Origin of the sequence: Streptomyces monomycini (genome assembly GCF_022271435.1) — a bacterium.
GTDB classification, from domain to species: Bacteria; Actinomycetota; Actinomycetes; order Streptomycetales; family Streptomycetaceae; genus Streptomyces; species Streptomyces monomycini.
Window position 1 is genome coordinate 97,324 of the sequence record NZ_JAFIQY010000019.1, and the last position, 16,274, is coordinate 113,597.

The 16,274-nt window shown below is 72.1% G+C and carries 15 protein-coding genes; 7 read left to right on the forward strand and 8 right to left on the reverse strand.

What is annotated here, in order from left to right; genetic code table 11:
- Nucleotides 1–16: 16 nt before the first annotated feature.
- Nucleotides 17–1,228 carry a L,D-transpeptidase gene (locus JXZ78_RS21880; protein ID WP_030023313.1) on the reverse strand — a complete coding sequence of 404 codons (1,212 nt, stop codon included), beginning with the start codon at nt 1,226–1,228 and terminating at the stop codon, nt 17–19.
- 257 nt (nt 1,229–1,485) lie between these two features.
- Here JXZ78_RS21880 and JXZ78_RS21885 point away from each other — a divergent pair, with 257 nt between their 5' ends.
- From JXZ78_RS21885 to JXZ78_RS21900, 4 genes are all read left to right on the forward strand, one after another.
- A complete protein-coding gene (locus JXZ78_RS21885) occupies nt 1,486–2,448 on the forward strand; it encodes an ABC transporter substrate-binding protein (protein ID WP_030023312.1) in 963 nt (320 codons plus the stop codon).
- Nucleotides 2,445–3,254, forward strand: a complete 810-nt coding sequence (locus JXZ78_RS21890; RefSeq protein WP_372498434.1) for an ABC transporter permease — start codon at nt 2,445–2,447, stop codon at nt 3,252–3,254. The genes JXZ78_RS21885 and JXZ78_RS21890 overlap by 4 nt, the downstream gene beginning before the upstream one ends.
- A 62-nt stretch (nt 3,255–3,316) precedes the next feature.
- Complete coding sequence (locus tag JXZ78_RS21895; protein WP_050502888.1) at nt 3,317–4,096, forward strand: ABC transporter permease; 780 nt, start codon at nt 3,317–3,319, stop codon at nt 4,094–4,096.
- Nucleotides 4,089–4,901, forward strand: a complete 813-nt coding sequence (locus JXZ78_RS21900) for an ABC transporter ATP-binding protein (RefSeq protein ID WP_030023307.1) — start codon at nt 4,089–4,091, stop codon at nt 4,899–4,901. Before JXZ78_RS21895 ends, JXZ78_RS21900 begins: the two co-directional genes overlap by 8 nt.
- A 31-nt stretch (nt 4,902–4,932) precedes the next feature.
- On the opposite strand, the gene JXZ78_RS21905 is transcribed toward JXZ78_RS21900, so the two are convergent.
- Nucleotides 4,933–5,703 (reverse strand): YwiC-like family protein, encoded by a 771-nt coding sequence (locus tag JXZ78_RS21905; RefSeq protein ID WP_030023305.1) that lies wholly within the window; start codon nt 5,701–5,703, stop codon nt 4,933–4,935.
- Between the two features lie 396 nt (nt 5,704–6,099).
- Between JXZ78_RS21905 and JXZ78_RS21910 the strand changes: the two genes are divergently transcribed.
- On the forward strand, nt 6,100–6,294 hold the full coding sequence (locus JXZ78_RS21910) for a hypothetical protein (RefSeq protein ID WP_030023303.1): 195 nt from the start codon (nt 6,100–6,102) through the stop codon (nt 6,292–6,294).
- Nucleotides 6,295–6,327: 33 nt separating this feature from the next.
- Here JXZ78_RS21910 and JXZ78_RS21915 read toward each other — a convergent pair whose 3' ends face one another.
- Both JXZ78_RS21915 and JXZ78_RS21920 read right to left on the reverse strand, forming a co-directional pair.
- Complete coding sequence (locus JXZ78_RS21915) at nt 6,328–7,563, reverse strand: phosphodiester glycosidase family protein (RefSeq protein ID WP_030023302.1); 1,236 nt, start codon at nt 7,561–7,563, stop codon at nt 6,328–6,330.
- A 286-nt stretch (nt 7,564–7,849) separates the two neighbouring features.
- Nucleotides 7,850–8,392, reverse strand: a complete 543-nt coding sequence (locus JXZ78_RS21920; protein WP_030023301.1) for a COG1361 family protein — start codon at nt 8,390–8,392, stop codon at nt 7,850–7,852.
- 488 nt (nt 8,393–8,880) lie between these two features.
- Here JXZ78_RS21920 and JXZ78_RS21925 point away from each other — a divergent pair, with 488 nt between their 5' ends.
- Nucleotides 8,881–9,465: a DinB family protein gene (locus JXZ78_RS21925; protein WP_030023300.1), complete on the forward strand. Its 585-nt coding sequence runs from the start codon at nt 8,881–8,883 to the stop codon at nt 9,463–9,465.
- Nucleotides 9,466–9,762: 297 nt separating this feature from the next.
- On the opposite strand, the gene JXZ78_RS21930 is transcribed toward JXZ78_RS21925, so the two are convergent.
- The 4 genes from JXZ78_RS21930 to xylB all read right to left on the reverse strand — a co-directional run bounded on the left by JXZ78_RS21930 (nt 9,763) and on the right by xylB (nt 14,949).
- Nucleotides 9,763–11,181, reverse strand: coding sequence for a family 2B encapsulin nanocompartment shell protein (locus tag JXZ78_RS21930; RefSeq protein WP_238783287.1), 1,419 nt, complete (start codon nt 11,179–11,181; stop codon nt 9,763–9,765).
- A gap of 96 nt (nt 11,182–11,277) precedes the next feature.
- On the reverse strand, nt 11,278–12,687 hold the full coding sequence (locus tag JXZ78_RS21935; protein WP_238783288.1) for a family 2B encapsulin nanocompartment shell protein: 1,410 nt from the start codon (nt 12,685–12,687) through the stop codon (nt 11,278–11,280).
- Nucleotides 12,688–13,075: 388 nt separating this feature from the next.
- On the reverse strand, nt 13,076–13,378 hold the full coding sequence (locus JXZ78_RS21940) for a hypothetical protein (RefSeq protein WP_050502882.1): 303 nt from the start codon (nt 13,376–13,378) through the stop codon (nt 13,076–13,078).
- 107 nt (nt 13,379–13,485) lie between these two features.
- Complete coding sequence (xylB, locus tag JXZ78_RS21945) at nt 13,486–14,949, reverse strand: xylulokinase (protein WP_238783289.1); 1,464 nt, start codon at nt 14,947–14,949, stop codon at nt 13,486–13,488.
- Between the two features lie 148 nt (nt 14,950–15,097).
- Here xylB and xylA point away from each other — a divergent pair, with 148 nt between their 5' ends.
- Nucleotides 15,098–16,261, forward strand: coding sequence for a xylose isomerase (gene xylA, locus JXZ78_RS21950; RefSeq protein ID WP_030023294.1), 1,164 nt, complete (start codon nt 15,098–15,100; stop codon nt 16,259–16,261).
- Nucleotides 16,262–16,274 lie beyond the last annotated feature (13 nt).

The window sequence follows — 16,274 nt, forward strand, 5'->3', positions numbered from 1 at the left end:
TAGGCTCTGTAAGGGGTCAGCTGCTCGATGGAAGGGCGCTCTTCTTCTGCCACTGGGACCAGTCGACCATCCAGTCCCCGAGTCCGTTGTTCTCGGCCGCCCTCCCCCGTTCGGAGGAACCGGTGACCTCGAACGGGTCACCGACGCGGACCTTCGAGTACAGCCAGTCGGCGTCGGCGTCGGTCAGCCCGATGCAGCCGGAACTGTCGTTGACCCGGCCCACCTTGCCGGCGTTCCACGGCGCCGCGTGCGCGTAGGTGCCGGAGCTGGTGAGCTTCATGGCGTCGCGGACCGTCTTCTCGTACGCGTCGCCCAGCCCCACGGTCTCGGAGTTCATGGTGATCGTGCCCTCCTTCGCCATGAGCGGGAAGATGCCTGTCCAGGTGGAGTGCCGCGAATCCGGCTTGCCGGCGGAGAAGGGGATGTCCTTCACCTCCTTTCCGTTCTCGGTGAACGTCAGGTGCTTGCTGTCCAGGTCGACCGTGATCACATGGCGGTCGCCGATGGTGAAGTTCAGGTCGTAATCCTTGGCGAAGTAGCGGCCGCCGCCGGAGTCCACGCCGTTCAGATCGGCGCGCAGCCCCACCTTGGTGCCCGGCCGCCAGTACTCCTTCGGCCGCCAGTCCACCCGGTCCTTGCCGGAGAAGTCCTTGACCCAGCCCCACGCGCCGGCCGTGCCGTTGTCGGTGGTGACCTTCAGGTGCTTCTCCACGGCGGCCTTGTCGGTCACCGGGAAGTCGAAGGTGACCGAGACGGGCTGCGCCACGCCGACGGTGGCGCCCTGCGAGCCGGGGCTCAGCACGAGCTTGTTCAGCTTGTCGGCCTGGGCGGTGGTCAGCGACTCCTTGACCGTGTTCGTACCGCCCTGGGCGTTCCGGGCCTCGGCCGCGACCGAGTACCTGGTGGCCGGGACGGTCGGCTCGTGGGAGGTCCACACCCGGCCGCCGTCGCCCAGCCCGCCGGGCAGCCGACGGCCCTTCGGGTCGGTCACGACGACCTTGACCAGACTGCCGCCCTCCGCGCTGACCTGCAGTTTGTCCCCTGCCTGCACCGTCTTCACGCCGTTCGCCGCACTCAGCGACACCCGTACCGGAGCGCCCTTGGACGCGGACGCCGCGGGGCCTCCGCAGGCGGTCAGCGCACCGATGCCGAGCAGTGGCACCAGGACCAGCGCGGCCCGCGCAGGGCGCGGCACGAGGCGGCGGTGCGAGGCGGGGGCAGGGGTCATCTAAGGGCTTTCCGTTGCAGCGGTCCGGGGGATGTCGGCCGCTAAGACGCGAACCATCTGCATTTCGTTGCGGTGGGTGACGTGATCCATGACACGTCGCGCCACCGGCGGGCGTCGCGCCCGCGCGCCGGCGTGGTCCGTGGTCCGCTCCTCCGGTGTGCCGCCTCGCCGGCTCCCTTCCGTCCCGATGCCCGTGCACCCCGTCCCGATGCCCCTGCACCGTTGACGACGGCACCGCCCGCCCCTACGGTTCCCGCGTGTATCGCTTACGGACCGCCGCGGCGGCAGCAGCAGCACTCCTCCTCACCCTCACCGCGTGCGGGAACGACGGATCCGGGCCGGGCGGCGACGGCCGGGACAGCATCGAGATCGGCGCGCTCTCCATCGTGGACACCGCACCCGTCCACCTGGCCCGGTCGCTCGGCTTCTTCGCCAAGCAGGGCATCGACGCGAAGATCACGCCGGTGCAGGGCGGCGCGTACAGCTCCTCCGGTGTCGTCAGCGGCCAGTTCGACTTCGGCTTCAGCAACACCACCACCCTGCTCACCGCCCGGGAACAGGGGCTGCCCCTCAAGGCCGTGGCCAGCGGGGTGGCCTCCACCGGGCAGACCGGGCGCGGCAAGGACTACAGCGCCGTCCTCGTGCCCGAGGGCAGCGCCATCAAGTCGGCCAAGGACCTGCCCGGCCACAAGATCGCCGTCAACCAGCTGAAGAACATCGGCGACACCACGATCCGCGCCGCCGTGCGCCGGGCCGGCGGGGACCCCGAGAAGCTCGAATTCACCGAGATCCCGCTCACCGACATGCCCGCCGCCCTCGCCGCCGGACGGGTGGACGCCATCTGGACCGTGGAGCCCTTCCAGACGCAGGCCAAGGACCAGGGCGCCCACGAGGTGTGCTGGCCGTTCGCCGAAGCCATCGACAACCTCACCGTCGCGATGTACTTCACCAGCGAGAAACTGCTCCGCGAGAAACCGGACCTGGTCAAACGCTTCACCGCCGCCGTCAACCAGGCGCTGGCGCACGCCCGCGCGCACCCCGAGGCGGTACGCGCGGAACTCGCCAAGTACACCAAGATCCCGCCCGCGGTCGTCCGGCGGATCGTGCTGCCCAAGTGGCCCACCGCGATCAACCGCCCGTCCGTGCAGGCCATCGCCGACTTCGCCCGCAAGGACGGGGTCCTCTCACGGCCCGCCGACGTCGGCGCGCTGCTGCCGTGACCCGCCGAGGGGCACGCGCCGGGGCGCCGCTGAGCACACCACGCGCCGCCGGACTCGGCCTCCTGGGCCTGGCCTGCCTCTTCGCCGTCGCCGAGGCGGTGCCCCGGCTCGGCCTCGTCGACCCCCGCCATCTGCCGCCCGCGACCGCGATCCTGCGCCGCCTCGCCACCGAACTGGGCGACGCGACCCTGTGGACCGCGCTCGGCGAGACCCTGCGCTCCTGGGCGCTCGGCCTCGCCATCGCCTGCTGCCTGGCCGTCGCCCTCGGCGTCCTCATCGACGCCGTACCGGGGCTGCGCGCCGCCACCGCCTCCACCATCGAGTTCCTGCGGCCCATCCCGTCCGTGGCACTGATCCCGCTGGCCACCCTCCTCTTCGGCGCCGAGACCGGCTCCACCCTCCTCCTCGTCGTCTACGCCTCCTTCTGGCAGGTGCTCATCCAGGTGCTGTACGGGGTGGCCGACGTGGACCCGGTCGCCCGCGAGACCGCCCGCAGCTACCGCCTCGGCCGCTGGGCGCACCTGCGCCACCTCGTGTGGCCGACGGCCCTGCCGTACGTGATGACCGGCCTGCGGCTGGCCGCCGCGGTGGCCTTCATCCTCGCCGTCACCGCCGAACTGGTCATCGGAAGTCCCGGGCTGGGGCTGCGCATCCAGCTCGCCCAGTCCGGCGGCGCGGTCACCGAGGTCTACGCGCTGATCGTGCTGGCCGGGCTGGTCGGAGTCACCGTGAACACGGCGGTACGGGCCGTGGAGCGCCGGGTGCTCGCCTGGCACCCGTCCGTACGGGGCGAGGCGGCGCGGTGAGCACGGCACGTACGGGGCGGGACAAGAGGACGAGCGCGGCAGACGAGCGCCCCGCCGGGCCGCTGCGGCGCGCGGGACTGCGCCTGCTGCGCGTCCTGGGCCTGCCGGTCCTGCTGATCCTCGGTTGGTGGGCGTACAGCTCCGCGAGCCCCACCTTCTACCTGCCGACGCCCGGCCGGGTCGCCACCGCCTTCGCGAAGGTGTGGTTCTCGGCGCGGATCACCGAGGACGTCCTGCCCAGCGTGGGCCGGCTGCTCACCGGCTACGCCCTCGCGGGACTGCTCGGTGTCGGCCTCGGCGTCGCCATAGGCTCCTCGCGCACCCTGCGGGCCGCCGCCGAACCCGTACTGGAGTTCTTCCGCGCCGTACCGCCGCCCGTCCTCGTCCCGCTCATCATGCTGCTCGCGGGGCTGGACACCGCGATGAAGGTCCTGGTCATCGTCTCCGGCTGTGTGTGGCCCGTGCTGCTCAACACCGTCGAGGGCGTCCGCGCCGTGGACGAGGTGCTGGACGACACCGGCCGCTGTTTCGGGCTGCACGGGGTCGCACGGCTGCGCCATCTCGTCCTCCCCGCCGCGAGCCCGCAGATCATGGCGGGGCTGCGGCAGGCCCTGTCGATCGGCATCATCCTCATGGTCATCGGGGAGATGTTCGCCAGTACCTCCGGTCTCGGTCACACCGTCGTCCTCTTCCAGCGCGGCTTCGCCATCCCGGAGATGTGGAGCGGCATCGTCGTCCTCGGACTGCTCGGCTTCGGCCTCTCGCTCGCCTTCCGGGCCGTCGAACGCCGCATACTGGCCTGGCACTTGGCGCGCGGCGGGGAGCGGGGACGGCATGCTTGAGATCACCGGGCTGGGCAAGGTCTACGAGGGGCGCGGCGGCGTCGAGGCACTACGGAAGATCGACTTCCGGGTGGCCGACGGCGATCTGGTGTGCGTCGTGGGGCCCTCCGGCTGCGGCAAGACGACCCTGCTCAAGTGCCTCGCCGGGCTGCTGTCACCGACGACGGGCGAGGTACGGGTCGCGGGCCGCCGGGTCACCGGTCCGCCGCCCGGCATGGCCGTCGTCTTCCAGGAGTACGGGCGCAGCCTCTTCCCCTGGATGACCGTGCGCAAGAACGTCGAACTCCCGCTGCGCGAGAAGAAGGTGCCCGCGCCACGCCGCCGCGAACTGGTCGAGGAGGCCCTGTCCGCCGTCGGCCTCGCGGGCGCCGCGGCGGCCCACCCGTGGCAGCTCTCCGGCGGCATGCAGCAGCGCGTCGCCATCGCCCGCGCCCTCGCGTACGAGCCGCGGGTCCTCCTGATGGACGAGCCGTTCGCCGCCGTCGACGCGCAGACCAGGGCGGAGCTGGAGGACCTGCTGCTCACCCTGTGGCGACGGCTGGGAGTGACGACGCTCCTGGTCACCCACGACATCGACGAGGCGGTCTACCTGGGGCGGCGGGTGATCGTCCTGTCCTCGGCGCCCACCGTCGTCCAGGAGGACCTTCCGATCGACCTGCCGGCCGCCCGCGACCAGATCACCACCCGCTCCGCCCCGCGCTTCGCCGAGCTGCGCGCCCATGTCTACGCGCAGATCAAGCACGCGAAGAACGGCGTGACAGGAGGGGACGCTCCGGTGCGGGAGGCGGAGCAGTCCGGGCCGTAGCGACTCGGCGGGGGACCCCGGCCGTGTGACCTCAGCCGGTGAACAGCCGCCCGCACACGAGGAAGGCCGGCAGCAGCACCGAGCACAGCACCTCCACGGCGCCGACCACCGCGACCGGCACCCGGCGCGTGGGCAGCGCCTTCGCCCGTACGAAGTACAGGACGAAGGGCACCGCCAGCCAAGGGTCCAGCGAGACGGCGGCCACCACCGCGAGTCCGTGATAAACGGCCGACGCCACCCGGAAGGTCCGGTTCCCGCGCTCGCGGATCATCGTCCTCACGTACAGCACGGTTCCGGTGAAATACAGCAGGCAGGCCGCGGCGGCCTGCCAGGCACCGGAATCGACGGTGCCGCTGCCCAGCCGGTACGAGACGAGCAGCATTCCGCAGGCGGGCACCACGGCCGCGATTCCGTTGACCGTGGCGCGTTCCTTGTTGCGGTACGCGTAACCGATGTTCACGGCGAAGAACGGCGCCGCGCACAAGGCCGCGATCAGCAGCCAGGGACGCGCCACCGCGAGCGGTACGGCGCATACGGCGAAAGCCGCGCCGAATCCGGTGAGCGGCGCGAGATGACGGCGTGGCGCCCGCGGATTACGGGAGACGCGGCGCAGCCGGACGTATTGCTGGGCGTGGAACGCCGCGCAGTAGGCCAGCAGCCACGCGGGCAGCAGGACGGTGTGCCACCCGTCGAATCCGCCCAGCAGCGCCCCCGTCAGAAGGGGCACGACCAGCATGGCCCAGGCGCCGTGCTGGTTCGGTATCCAGCGGCGGAGGGCGCGCCGCCCGGGCGAAGTGCTCATCCCACGAATATAGGCGGTGCGCAAGCCGGTTCGGGCGGCCGAAGGTCCGGGACCTAGGTCCCGCATGGCGGGTGCCTTTCTTTCCGAGCGTTCCCTCCGGTCCCTTTCCGTGCGCTGCCTCCCCGACACCCACCCCGTCTTTCCCACCCGGCGCACTGCCCGGCTCCCCCCCCGACTTCCCATCTGACTTCCGGACCCGCTTTCCGGCCCGGATTTCCCGCCCGGCTTTCCCGCCCGGCCCGGGCCGGGAATTGCGGCCGGCCGCGCCCGCGTCCGCCGGTGACCCGTAGTGATCACCTGTATGGCGCACCCGCGAAGACGCGGGAAAGGGGGCGGAATGGGCCACACTGGCGGCCGTTGTCGTCCGTTCGGGCGGCGGGGTGAGGAGGTTCTGTCGTGGCTGTCTCGATCTCGGTCGTCGTGCTGCTCGTCGTGCTGACCGTCGTCTTCCTGCGCAGCGGACGACTGAAATTCACGCACGCCCTCGTCTGTATGCTGCTCGGTTTCTATCTGGCGGGCAGCAACCTGGCGCCCGACATCCAGAACGGGCTGTCCGGCGCGGCGGACGTGGTGAGCAGCGTCCGCCCCTGAGCGCGCCGGCGTGCGGCCCGCAGCCGCCGGCTCTCACCCCCGCGCGAACACGCCGACGGCGTTCGTGACCGGCCGTTCCGCGCCCGCCGACGGGTGGTTGCGCACGATCGAACCGGGACTGCCCGGCTCGCGCGTGACGAGCGTGGAGGAGCCGCCGCCGTCCAGGTTGACCGCGTCCCGGGCGCCCAGCCGGTCCATCAGGTCGGCCAGTTCGCGTACCGTCGCCCCCGCCCGTCCCGGCGCGCCGTCCAGGGCCAGCAGCAACAGCCGGTGCCCGCCCGCGCCGACGCCTGCGGCGGTCCGTACGGCCGGGGTGACGGTGTCCAGACCGGCCAGCGGCTCGTCGTCGCGGACGATCGGGAAGCCGCCGACGGCGAAGCGCAGCGGCGCGGGACGCCGCCCGGTCAGGGCGTGACCGACCCGGACCCGGTCGCCGACGTGCAGTTTGCGCAGCTGCCGGGCGCCCTCCTCCCGGCCGACCAGCGTCGTCGTCCCACGGGGGATGCCGCCCCGGCCGGGCACCTGCGCGGCTTGCGTCACCCGGCCCTGCCGGACCGTGACCTCGTACGTCTCCGTGCTGCACGGCGCGGCCCGGTCGCTGTCCGTGCCGCAGGTCGCCCGGACGCGCGAAGTGGGGCCCCATCGGGACGTGAACGCGCCGATGCCGTTCACCGGCAGCGCGTACTGGTTCAGGCCCTTCAGGGGGAGCGCTCCCGCCGACGTCAGGACGGCGCCGCGCAGGGACAGCCGGTCCAGCCGCGCGCGGCGGTCGAACCCCACGCCGATGACGTCCTTGTTGTTCGTCCCCGGGGGCAGGGCGGGGCCGAAGCGCTGGCCGTCGGGCACCGCCGCTTTCAGATGCCGCCCGGAGGCGATGGCCGGGCCCACGGGGGCGCCGGTCGCCTCCACACCGGGATGCTGGGTCTCGCTGATGTTGAAGAAGTCCGCGTTGACGGCGGCCACCGCGGCCTGTGCGTCGGCCAGCCGGGAGACCGGGGCCCGCGCGCCGACCGCGCCGGGGTACAGCAGGTCCACCGCGACACGCCGGTCGGTCAGATCCACCGTCAGAAGGTGGCCGTGCGCGATGCCGCGCCCCACGGGGATGTCGAAGGCGCGGTACGTCACCCCCGGCGCGACGCGGACCGCGCGCCCCGGCTGCGAGGTGCTGTCCGGGGATGTGGCCCCGGAGGCCACTCCGCTCCCGGCCAGAACGCCCCAGGCCGTGAGCGCCGTCAGCACCGTCCGTGCACGAACGAATCGATTCTTCACGATCCCCCCAGACGTCGCGGTAACGGTCTCACGGGTACGAGCAGCCCACTATGGCCCGGAGGTGTCGGAAAACCGTACAACCGCCGTACGGCCGTCGTGTCGCTTTCGTCCCCCGGGCACCGGAGCCGCTCCGCCGCGCCAGGGGCGTGGCCACGCCCCTGGCGCGGCGAAGCGGAAAGCCGAGGGGGCGGAAGGGGACGGAAACGCGTGCGAGGGGCCGCGCCGGTGCGGTGCCGGTGGGGGAAGGCGGTTTCGCCGTGCGGAACGCACGGGTGGTGCGGCCGGGTCAGGCCTGCGCGCCCGCCGGGGGAGTGGTCGGGCAGATCACGCGGGTGGCGGGGGTGAAGTAGGTGCCGTCCTTGGCGGGCTGGCCACCGGCGAACTCGGTGTAGATGTACGAGTAGAAGGCGACGTCCGGGTAGCCGCAGGAGGAGTCGGCGCCGATGGTGTAGGTCATGGTGACCGTACGGGTGGCGCCGGGGGCGATCGGCACGGCGTACGAGGCGCCCTGGCCAGCGGTGCAGGTCACGCCGGGGTCGGCGGTACAGGTCTTCCAGGTGTACTTCAGACCGCTCGCGGAAGAGGTCTCCCACGTGGGCTGGAACGACTGCCACACGAACCGCACGTCGGCGGTGCCGGTGTTGGTGAACGTCATGGTCACGGTGACGTCCGAGCCCGGGGTGGCCTGTGCCTTGTCCACGGTGAAGGCGAGCGCCGGGGTGTCGGCGGCGGACGCCGGGGACGCGCCGGCCAGGCCGAGGACGGAGACGACGAGGGCGAGGAGGGCGGCGAAACCGGCCCTGCTGAAGCTGCTCATTGTTCTGCGCATGACCAGGGAGCGTAAGGCGTGATCCGCTCTTCGGGGCGGTTCCGGGAGAACCCGTTCTTTCGACCGAAAAGGACGGGCCACCCCACAAATGACCTCCTCGCGGCCCGAATTGCGCGAAGCGGCCGGATGGGATGCCGGGGGCGGCTCGGTTCCGTACGGTCGTCACGAAGTCGGTGAGCGCCCCTCGGGGCTCGTCGGGCGGTGCGCGACGACGGCGCCGAGCGGCCGCCGCATGCCGATTCCGGCCATGCCGTGTCCGCGTACCGGTACGCGCCCGGCGCCGCCCGGCCTGGCGTGAAGCAGCCGCCCGGGAAGGGCGGAAGACGCGGCTCAGCGCCCCACAGGCCCCACAGTCACTGCCGACACACGGTCAACGGCCCGCCGTACGGCATGGTTCCCGGCCCGGCCCACGCGCTGCGGAGCCGGCGTCGGGGAACAGCGGTACAGGATCTTGAGACCATGTGCAGCCCATGACAGGCTCCTGCCGCATGATCGATGAGTTCGCGAAGGACAGCCTGCACGGGAGACTGCGGCGGGACCGCGAGGCGCTGCTCTGGAAACTCGACGGCTTGTCCGAATACGACGCCCGCCGGCCTTTGACAGCGACCGGGACCAACCTCCTCGGCCTGGTCAAACACGTGGCCACCGTCGAGGCCAGGTACTTCGGCGAGGTCTTCGACCGTCCTTTCCCGGAACCGCTGCCCCGGTGGCAGGACTCCGACGGCAGCGATCTGTGGGCGGCCGAGGACGAGACCCGCGATCAGATCACCGGGTTCTACCGGCGCACGTGGGAACACTCGGACGCGACGGTCAACGAGCTTCCGCTCGACGCCCCCGGCTGCGTGCCGTGGTGGCCGGAGCCGCATGCCGGCACGAACCTGTTCGCCGTCATGGTGCATGTCCTCGGAGAGACCATCCGGCATGCCGGGCACGCCGACATCCTGCGCGAGTGCCTCGACGGCCGCACCGGGTTGCGCGCCGAACACGAGAAGCGGATCGAGGAAGAAGCCCGTGCGGCCTACTGCGCGAAGATCGAGCGGGCCGCCAGGACGGCCGCACCGGGCAAGGCCTAGTCAGACGTACCAGGCAGCCTGACATCAGCTCCCTCACCGGCGCTTGCGATGTCCGGGCGCCCTGGCCACCTGATGTGCCCGCGTCACCCGATGCGGGCGCAAGGTCCCGGGCCGGCCGGAGGGGAACGCACACTCCGCCCGCCGCTCCGGCGCCCTGCGGGCGGGAGCAGCGGGCGGTGCCCGGCCGGAGCTGCGGTCCGGCCGGACGGAGGCGTGGCCCGGCGCCGGGCGGGGCGGAGGTGCGGTCCGGCGCCGGGCGGGCTGGAGGCGCGGCCCGGCGCCGGGCGGAGGCGCGGCCTAGTGTCCGATCTCCACGTCCTCCAGCACGCCCAGCGCGTCCGGCACCAGTACGGCCGCCGAATAGTAGGCGCTGACCAGGTAGTTGATGACCGCCTGCTCATTGATGCCCATGAAACGGACCGACAGGCCCGGCTGGTACTCGTCGGGGATACCCGTCTGGTGCAGCCCCACCACGCCCTGGTTCTCCTCGCCGACCCGCATGGCGATGACCGAGCTGGTCTGGTCGGGATTGACCGGGATCTTGTTGCACGGCAGCAGCGGGATACCGCGCCAGGCCCGGACGGCCGTGCCGCCGATCTCCGCGCCGGCCGGGTAGATGCCGCGGGCGTTCCACTCCCGGCCGATCGCCGCGATGGTGCGCGGGTGGGCGAGGAGGTACTGGGTCTTGCGGCGCCGCGAGATCAGCTCGTCGAGGTCGTCGGGGGTGGGCGGGCCGCTGCGGGTGTGGATGCGCTGGGTGAGGTCGGCGTTGTGCAGCAGGCCGAACTCGCGGTTGTTGACCATCTCGTGCTCCTGGCGCTCGCGCAGCGCCTCGATGGTCAGCCGCAGCTGCTGGTCCAGCTGGTTCATCGGGTCGTTGTAGAGGTCGGCGACCCGGGTGTGGATCTTCAGCACGGTCTGCGCGACGCTCAGTTCGTACTCCCGCGGCGCCAGCTCGTAGTCGACGAAGGTACCCGGCAGCGCGGGCTCGCCCACATGGCCGGAGGTGACGTCGATGGCCGCCTCGCCGTGCTTGTTCTGCGGCGGTACCTGGGCCGTGCGGAAGCGCTCCAGATGTTCGCGCAGCGCGGGGGAGCGGTCCGCGAGCTGCTCGTACTCGGTACGGGGCAGCGTCAGTACGGTCACCCGCGTCACGGCCCGTACGGAGTGCTCCCAGGTCGCGTCCGGCGAGAGCAGCGCCGCCTCGCCCAGGTGGTCGCCGTCCGCGAGCACGCCGAGAACCGTTTCGTCACCGTACTTGCCGGTGCCGACCCGGTTCAGCTTGCCGTGCGCGATCAGGACGACCCGGTCGGCCGGCGCGCCCCGCTCGACCAGGACGTCACCGGGCGCGTACTCCTCCTGGACGAACCGGCCGGCCAGCGCCTCCAGCGCCGGCGGGTCGTCGAAGTCGCGCAGCGGCGGCAGTTCCCGCAGCTCCGCGGGGATGACCCGGACCTCGGAACCGGTGCTGGTGAACTCGATCCGGCCGTCCCCGAGGGTGTGGGTCAGGCGCCGGTTGACGCGGTACGTACCGCCGGAGACCTGGGTCCAGGGCAGCACGCGCAGCAGCCAGCGGGAGGAGATCCCCTGCATCTGCGGCACGGTCTTGGTCGTGGTGGCCAGATTGCGTGCCGCGGCTGTCGCCAGGCTCGTGCGCGCCTGGTCGGTGCCCGGGACGGCGCCGGGGCCGGACGTCGGGTCCGCCGGTGTGGTCATGGGGGGATTCACCTGTTCCTGTCGGTCGTTCGGCGTCGTGCGTCATTTCTCGGCAAACGGTTCTTCAATGGTTTGCCATGGCTGGAATGCGGTGGCTCATTGCCCGGTCTGCACGTCTTCCAGAATTCCCAGTGCGTCGGGTACGAGAATCGCGGCGGAGTAGTAGGTGCTCACCAGGTAGTTGGCGATCGCCTGGTCGCTGACGCCCATGAAGCGGACCGAGAGACCCGGTTCGTATTCGTCGGGAATTCCCGTCTGGTGCAGACCGACGACACCCTGCTTCTCCTCGCCGGTGCGCATCACCAGAAAGGAGCTCGTGCCGTCGGCGGAGACCGGGATCTTGTTGCACGGGAAGATGGGCACGCCGCGCCAGGAGGGCAGCGAGTGCCCCATGAAGTCGACCGCCGTCGGGTACAGGCCGCGTGCGCTGCACTGCCGGCCGAAGGCGGAGATGGCCTTGGGGTGGGCGAGCAGGAAGGCCGGGTCCTTCCAGACCGTCGCGAGCAGTTCGTCGAGGTCGTCGGGGGTGGGCGGGCCGCTGCGGGTACGGACGCGCTGGGTGAGGTCGGCGTTGTGCAGCAGGCCGAACTCGCGGTTGTTGACCATCTCGTGCTCCTGGCGCTCGCGCAGCGCCTGGATGGTCAGCCGCAGCTGTTCCTCGACCTGGTTCATCGGGTCGCTGTACAGGTCACCGACGCGTGTGTGGGCCCGCAGCACCGTCTGTGCGACGCTCAGTTCGTATTCGCGCGGCGTGAGTTCGTAGTCGGCGAAGGTGCCGGGCACGCGTGGTTCGCCGTGGTGGCCGGAGGCGACCTCGATGGCCGACTCGCCACTGGCGTTGCGCGGCGGCGCGGTGTCCGTCCCGGCTGCCGCGAGGTGTTCGCGCAGCTGCGGGGAGCGGTCCGTGATCTCCTGCGCGGCCTGCCGGGGCAGGGCCATGACGGTGACCCGGGTGACCGCGCGGTAGGTGTACTGCCAGGAAGCGGCGGTGTCGGTGAGCAGCTCGTCGCCGAGGTGGTCGCCCCCGGCCAGGGCCCCCAGAACCGTTTCGTCGCCGTACTTGCCGGCGCCGATCCGGTCGACCCGGCCGTGCGCGACGAGCACCAGGCGGTCGGCCGGCGTGCCCGCCGCGGCGATCACGTCCCCGGGCGCGTACTCGTGCTGGACGAAGCGCTCGCCGAGCGCGCCGAGCACCTCGCTGTCGGTGAAGTCGCGCAGCGCGGGCAGTTCGCGCAGTTCGTCGGGGATGATCGATACTTCGGTGCCGGAGACGGCGAAGTCGACGCGCCCGTCCCCGACGGTGTAGGTCAGCCGCCGGTTGACGCGGTACGTACCGCCCGAGACCTGCACCCAGGGCAGCAGCCGCAGCAGCCAGCGCGAGGTGACGCCCTGCATCTGCGGGACGGTCTTGGTGGTCGTGGCCAGATTGCGTGCCGCGCCCGTCGTCAGACTGGAATTCTGCGTCTCGCCCCCGGGGCCGGGAATGGTCTCGTCGGTAACCGTCACGTCTTCGCCACCAATCTAGGGAACTTGACAATCGGACGGCGGCCGGAGCCACGGCCGTTCCGTGCGGCGAGGCCCGTGCCGCTCGCCGCACTGAACATAGACGTGTTGTTTTAATGTGGGCAATCACTCAAAAGAGTGGCATGAAAAATAATTGAGATGGACAGGTTTAGTGGAATCCGTCGTTGGAAAGTGTGCCGTGGTGATTCCGCTGGAGTGGCAGCGGACGGCACGGTGACGACGGAAGGCCGACGAGCTGACGGAGCGGATGATCCGCCGGAAGGAAACCGGTGCGCGGCGGCCGTGCGGGCAGCGGTTCTCCGAGTCTCGGCAGTGGGTACGTACGTACGGATACGGGTGCGGGGCGTCCGAGCGGGCCTCGGACACCGTCTCAGCCGGCGACGTCCGGCCGGCCGGCCCCGAGCGGCCCGTACATCTCGGCGAACGCCATGTCGGCGCACCGGCCCAGACTCGTCAGCAGCCCGGCGGCGTTCTCCTGGGGGGCCGAAGAGGCCGCCGGATCGGCGTACTCCTCCAGCACCAGATAGGCGCCGGGCTCGGGGAGGGGGAACCAGCGATAGGTCGGGCCGCACGGCTCCGGACCGGCCGCCTCGTGCAGAGCGGTGGCACTCCGCTCGGTGCCGTCCTGCCGGCGGTCGCGGACATCGAACCGGGCACGAACAAAGATGCTCATGCCCGGCACCCCATCACAAGATCCGCGCTCGCGGTACGGCGCCGTCCGAATCCGCTGCCCGGATGCGGAGTTCCGCCGACCGCTTGCCCCACGGGAACATGCCCCGGTCAGGCCCCCAGCAGCGGCCCGCCCGCCGCCAGCGTCTCCGCCAGCCGCTCCCGCGCCGCCGTGTCGCACGGCACCGCCGGATACTCGGCGCCGCGCGCCGTCCCCCACCGGCGCGCCACCGCCGCCGGGTCCTCACCCAGCAGCAGCCCCGCCGCCTGCGCCGCCGCGCCCAGAGCGACCAGTTCGCGGGCCTCCGGCACCACCACCGGCCGCCCCGAGAGGCGGCGCACGGTGTCCCGCCACGCGTTCCCGCGGGCTCCGCCGCCGATCAGCAGCAGCGGCGCATCGGCCGGTACGTCCTCGTCCACGATTCGGTCCAGCGCCTGGAGCAGCGCGAACACCGCACCGTCGTACGCCGCTTGGAGCAACTGGCCGCGTGTCGTGTCGTGCCGCAGGCCGTGCAGCAACCCGGACGCCCGCGGCAGGTCGGGCGTGCGCTCACCGTCGAGGAAGGGCAGCATCACCGCCGACCCGCCGGGCTCGACGTCCTCCCGGTCCAGCCCGAGCAGGGCCGCGACCCGGTCCACGGCCAGCGTGCAGTTCAGGGTGCAGGCCAGCGGCAGCCAGTCGCCGCGCGCGTCGGCGAACCCGGCGACCGTGCCCGTCGGATCGCCGTCCGGGCGCCGGGTGGACACCGCGTAGACCGTGCCCGACGTCCCGAGGCTCAGTACGGGCTGTCCGGGGCGCAGCCCGAGTCCCAGCGCCGCCGCCATGTTGTCGCCGGTGCCCGTGGCGACCAGCGCGCCGTGGGGCAGCGGCAGTTCGCCGCCCTTTACGGTGCCCACCGCCTCACCCGGCAGCGCGACCCGCGGCAGTGCCTTCGGGTCCAGGCCGATGTGCCCGAGGATCTCCGCGTCGTACGCCTCGTCGGCCGGCGACCACCAGCCGGTCCCGGAGGCGTCGCCGCGGTCGGTGACCGCCTCGCCGCCGATGCGTGCGGTGAGGTAGTCGTGCGGCAGCCGCACCGCGGCCGTCGCGTCGGCCGCCGCGGGTTCGTTCTCGCGCAGCCAGGCCCACTTCGTCACGGTGAACGCCGGCAGCGGCACACTCCCCACCCGCCGCGCCCACGCCCCCGGCCCGCCGTGCTCCGCGAGCAGACGCCGGTGCTGGGGCGCCGACCGCACGTCGTTCCACAGCAAGGCCGGACGCACCGGCCGCCCCGAGGCGTCGAGGGTGACCAGACCGTGCTGCTGGCCGGCGACGGACACGGCCGCCGCCTGCCGCGCGGCGTCACCGCACTGATCCAGCGCCGCGCCGAGCGCGCTCCACCACTGTTCGGGGTCGCTCTCCTTGCCGGCGCCGCCGAGGTCCGAACCGTCGGCGGCCGTGCCGCCGGTGACCACGTGCGGAGCCTGGCCGCGGGCCACGACCCGGCCGGTCGCGGCGTCCACCACGAGCACCTTGGCCGACTGGGTGGAGCTGTCCACGCCGACGACGAGCGGTCCCGCTGCCTGTGTGCTCAACGCGTTCTCCCTCTTCGCACCGCGGGGAACACCCCGCCGGACACCGGGTACCTCGCCCGTCCCGGGGCTTCCCCGGCGTGCTGCCGCATATTAGTTTGGCCCCGCCTTATTGTGTAAAGCGCCATGACGAATGGGCCGAGGAGTCGCGATGAGCTGTCAGCCCGTGCCCGAGGACAAGTTCAGTTTCGGCCTGTGGACGGTCGGCTGGCAGGGCCGCGACCCCTTCGGGGACGCCACCCGCCGCCCGCTCGACCCCGTCGAGTCCGTCCACCGGCTGGCGGAACTGGGCGCGTACGGCATCACCTTCCACGACGACGACCTGATCCCCTTCGGCTCCGGCGACATCGCGCGCGAGGCGGCGGTCAAACGTTTCCGCCAGGCACTGGACGCCACCGGCCTGACCGTGCCGATGGCCACGACCAACCTCTTCACCCATCCCGTCTTCAAGGACGGCGCGTTCACCGCCAACGACCGCGACGTCCGGCGCTACGCCCTGCGCAAGACCCTGCGCAACATCGACCTCGCGGCCGAGCTGGGCGCCCGTACGTACGTGGCGTGGGGCGGGCGCGAGGGCGCGGAGTCCGGCGCGGCCAAGGACGTGCGCGCCGCGCTGGACCGGATGCGGGAGGCGTTCGACCTGCTCGGCCAGTACGTCGTCGAGCAGGGTTACGACCTGCGGTTCGCCATCGAGCCCAAGCCCAACGAGCCACGCGGCGACATCCTGCTGCCCACCGTCGGCCACGCCCTCGCCTTCATCGGACAGCTGGAGCGGCCCGAGCTGTACGGCGTCAACCCGGAGGTCGGGCACGAGCAGATGGCCGGGCTCAACGTCCCGCACGGCATCGCCCAGGCCCTGTGGGCCGGCAAACTCTTCCACATCGACCTGAACGGGCAGTCCGGCGCCAAGTACGACCAGGACCTGCGCTTCGGTGCCGGGGACCTGCGCGCCGCCTTCTGGCTGGTGGACCTGCTGGAGACGGCGGGCTACGAGGGCCCCAGGCACTTCGACTTCAAGCCGCCGCGCACCGAGGACCTGGACGGGGTGTGGGCCTCGGCGGCCGGCTGCATGCGTACCTACCTGCTCCTCAAGGAGCGCGCCGCGGCCTTCCGCGCCGACCCGGCCGTCCAAGAGGCCCTGCGCGCCTCCCGGGTGGACGAGCTGGCCCGGCCCACCGCCGAGGACGGGCTCGCCGGTCTCCTCGCGGACCGTACGGCGTACGAGTCCTTCGACGTGGAGGCGGCCGCCGCCCGCGGCATGGCGTTCGAACAGCTCGACCAGCTGGCCATGGACCACCTGCTGCGGGCCCGCTGACCAGCCCCCAGGG

What these genes read in the sequence shown, in the direction of transcription:
- JXZ78_RS21880 (WP_030023313.1), bottom strand. Translation starts at nt 1,228, where the DNA reads ATGACCCCTGCCCCCGCCTCGCACCGCCGCCTCGTGCCGCGCCCTGCG.
- JXZ78_RS21900 (WP_030023307.1), top strand. Translation starts at nt 4,089, where the DNA reads ATGCTTGAGATCACCGGGCTGGGCAAGGTCTACGAGGGGCGCGGCGGC.
- JXZ78_RS21940 (WP_050502882.1), bottom strand. Translation starts at nt 13,378, where the DNA reads ATGAGCATCTTTGTTCGTGCCCGGTTCGATGTCCGCGACCGCCGGCAG.
- xylA (WP_030023294.1), top strand. Translation starts at nt 15,098, where the DNA reads ATGAGCTGTCAGCCCGTGCCCGAGGACAAGTTCAGTTTCGGCCTGTGG.
- JXZ78_RS21930 (WP_238783287.1), bottom strand. Translation starts at nt 11,181, where the DNA reads ATGACCACACCGGCGGACCCGACGTCCGGCCCCGGCGCCGTCCCGGGC.
- JXZ78_RS21920 (WP_030023301.1), bottom strand. Translation starts at nt 8,392, where the DNA reads ATGCGCAGAACAATGAGCAGCTTCAGCAGGGCCGGTTTCGCCGCCCTC.
- JXZ78_RS21905 (WP_030023305.1), bottom strand. Translation starts at nt 5,703, where the DNA reads ATGAGCACTTCGCCCGGGCGGCGCGCCCTCCGCCGCTGGATACCGAAC.
- JXZ78_RS21925 (WP_030023300.1), top strand. Translation starts at nt 8,881, where the DNA reads ATGATCGATGAGTTCGCGAAGGACAGCCTGCACGGGAGACTGCGGCGG.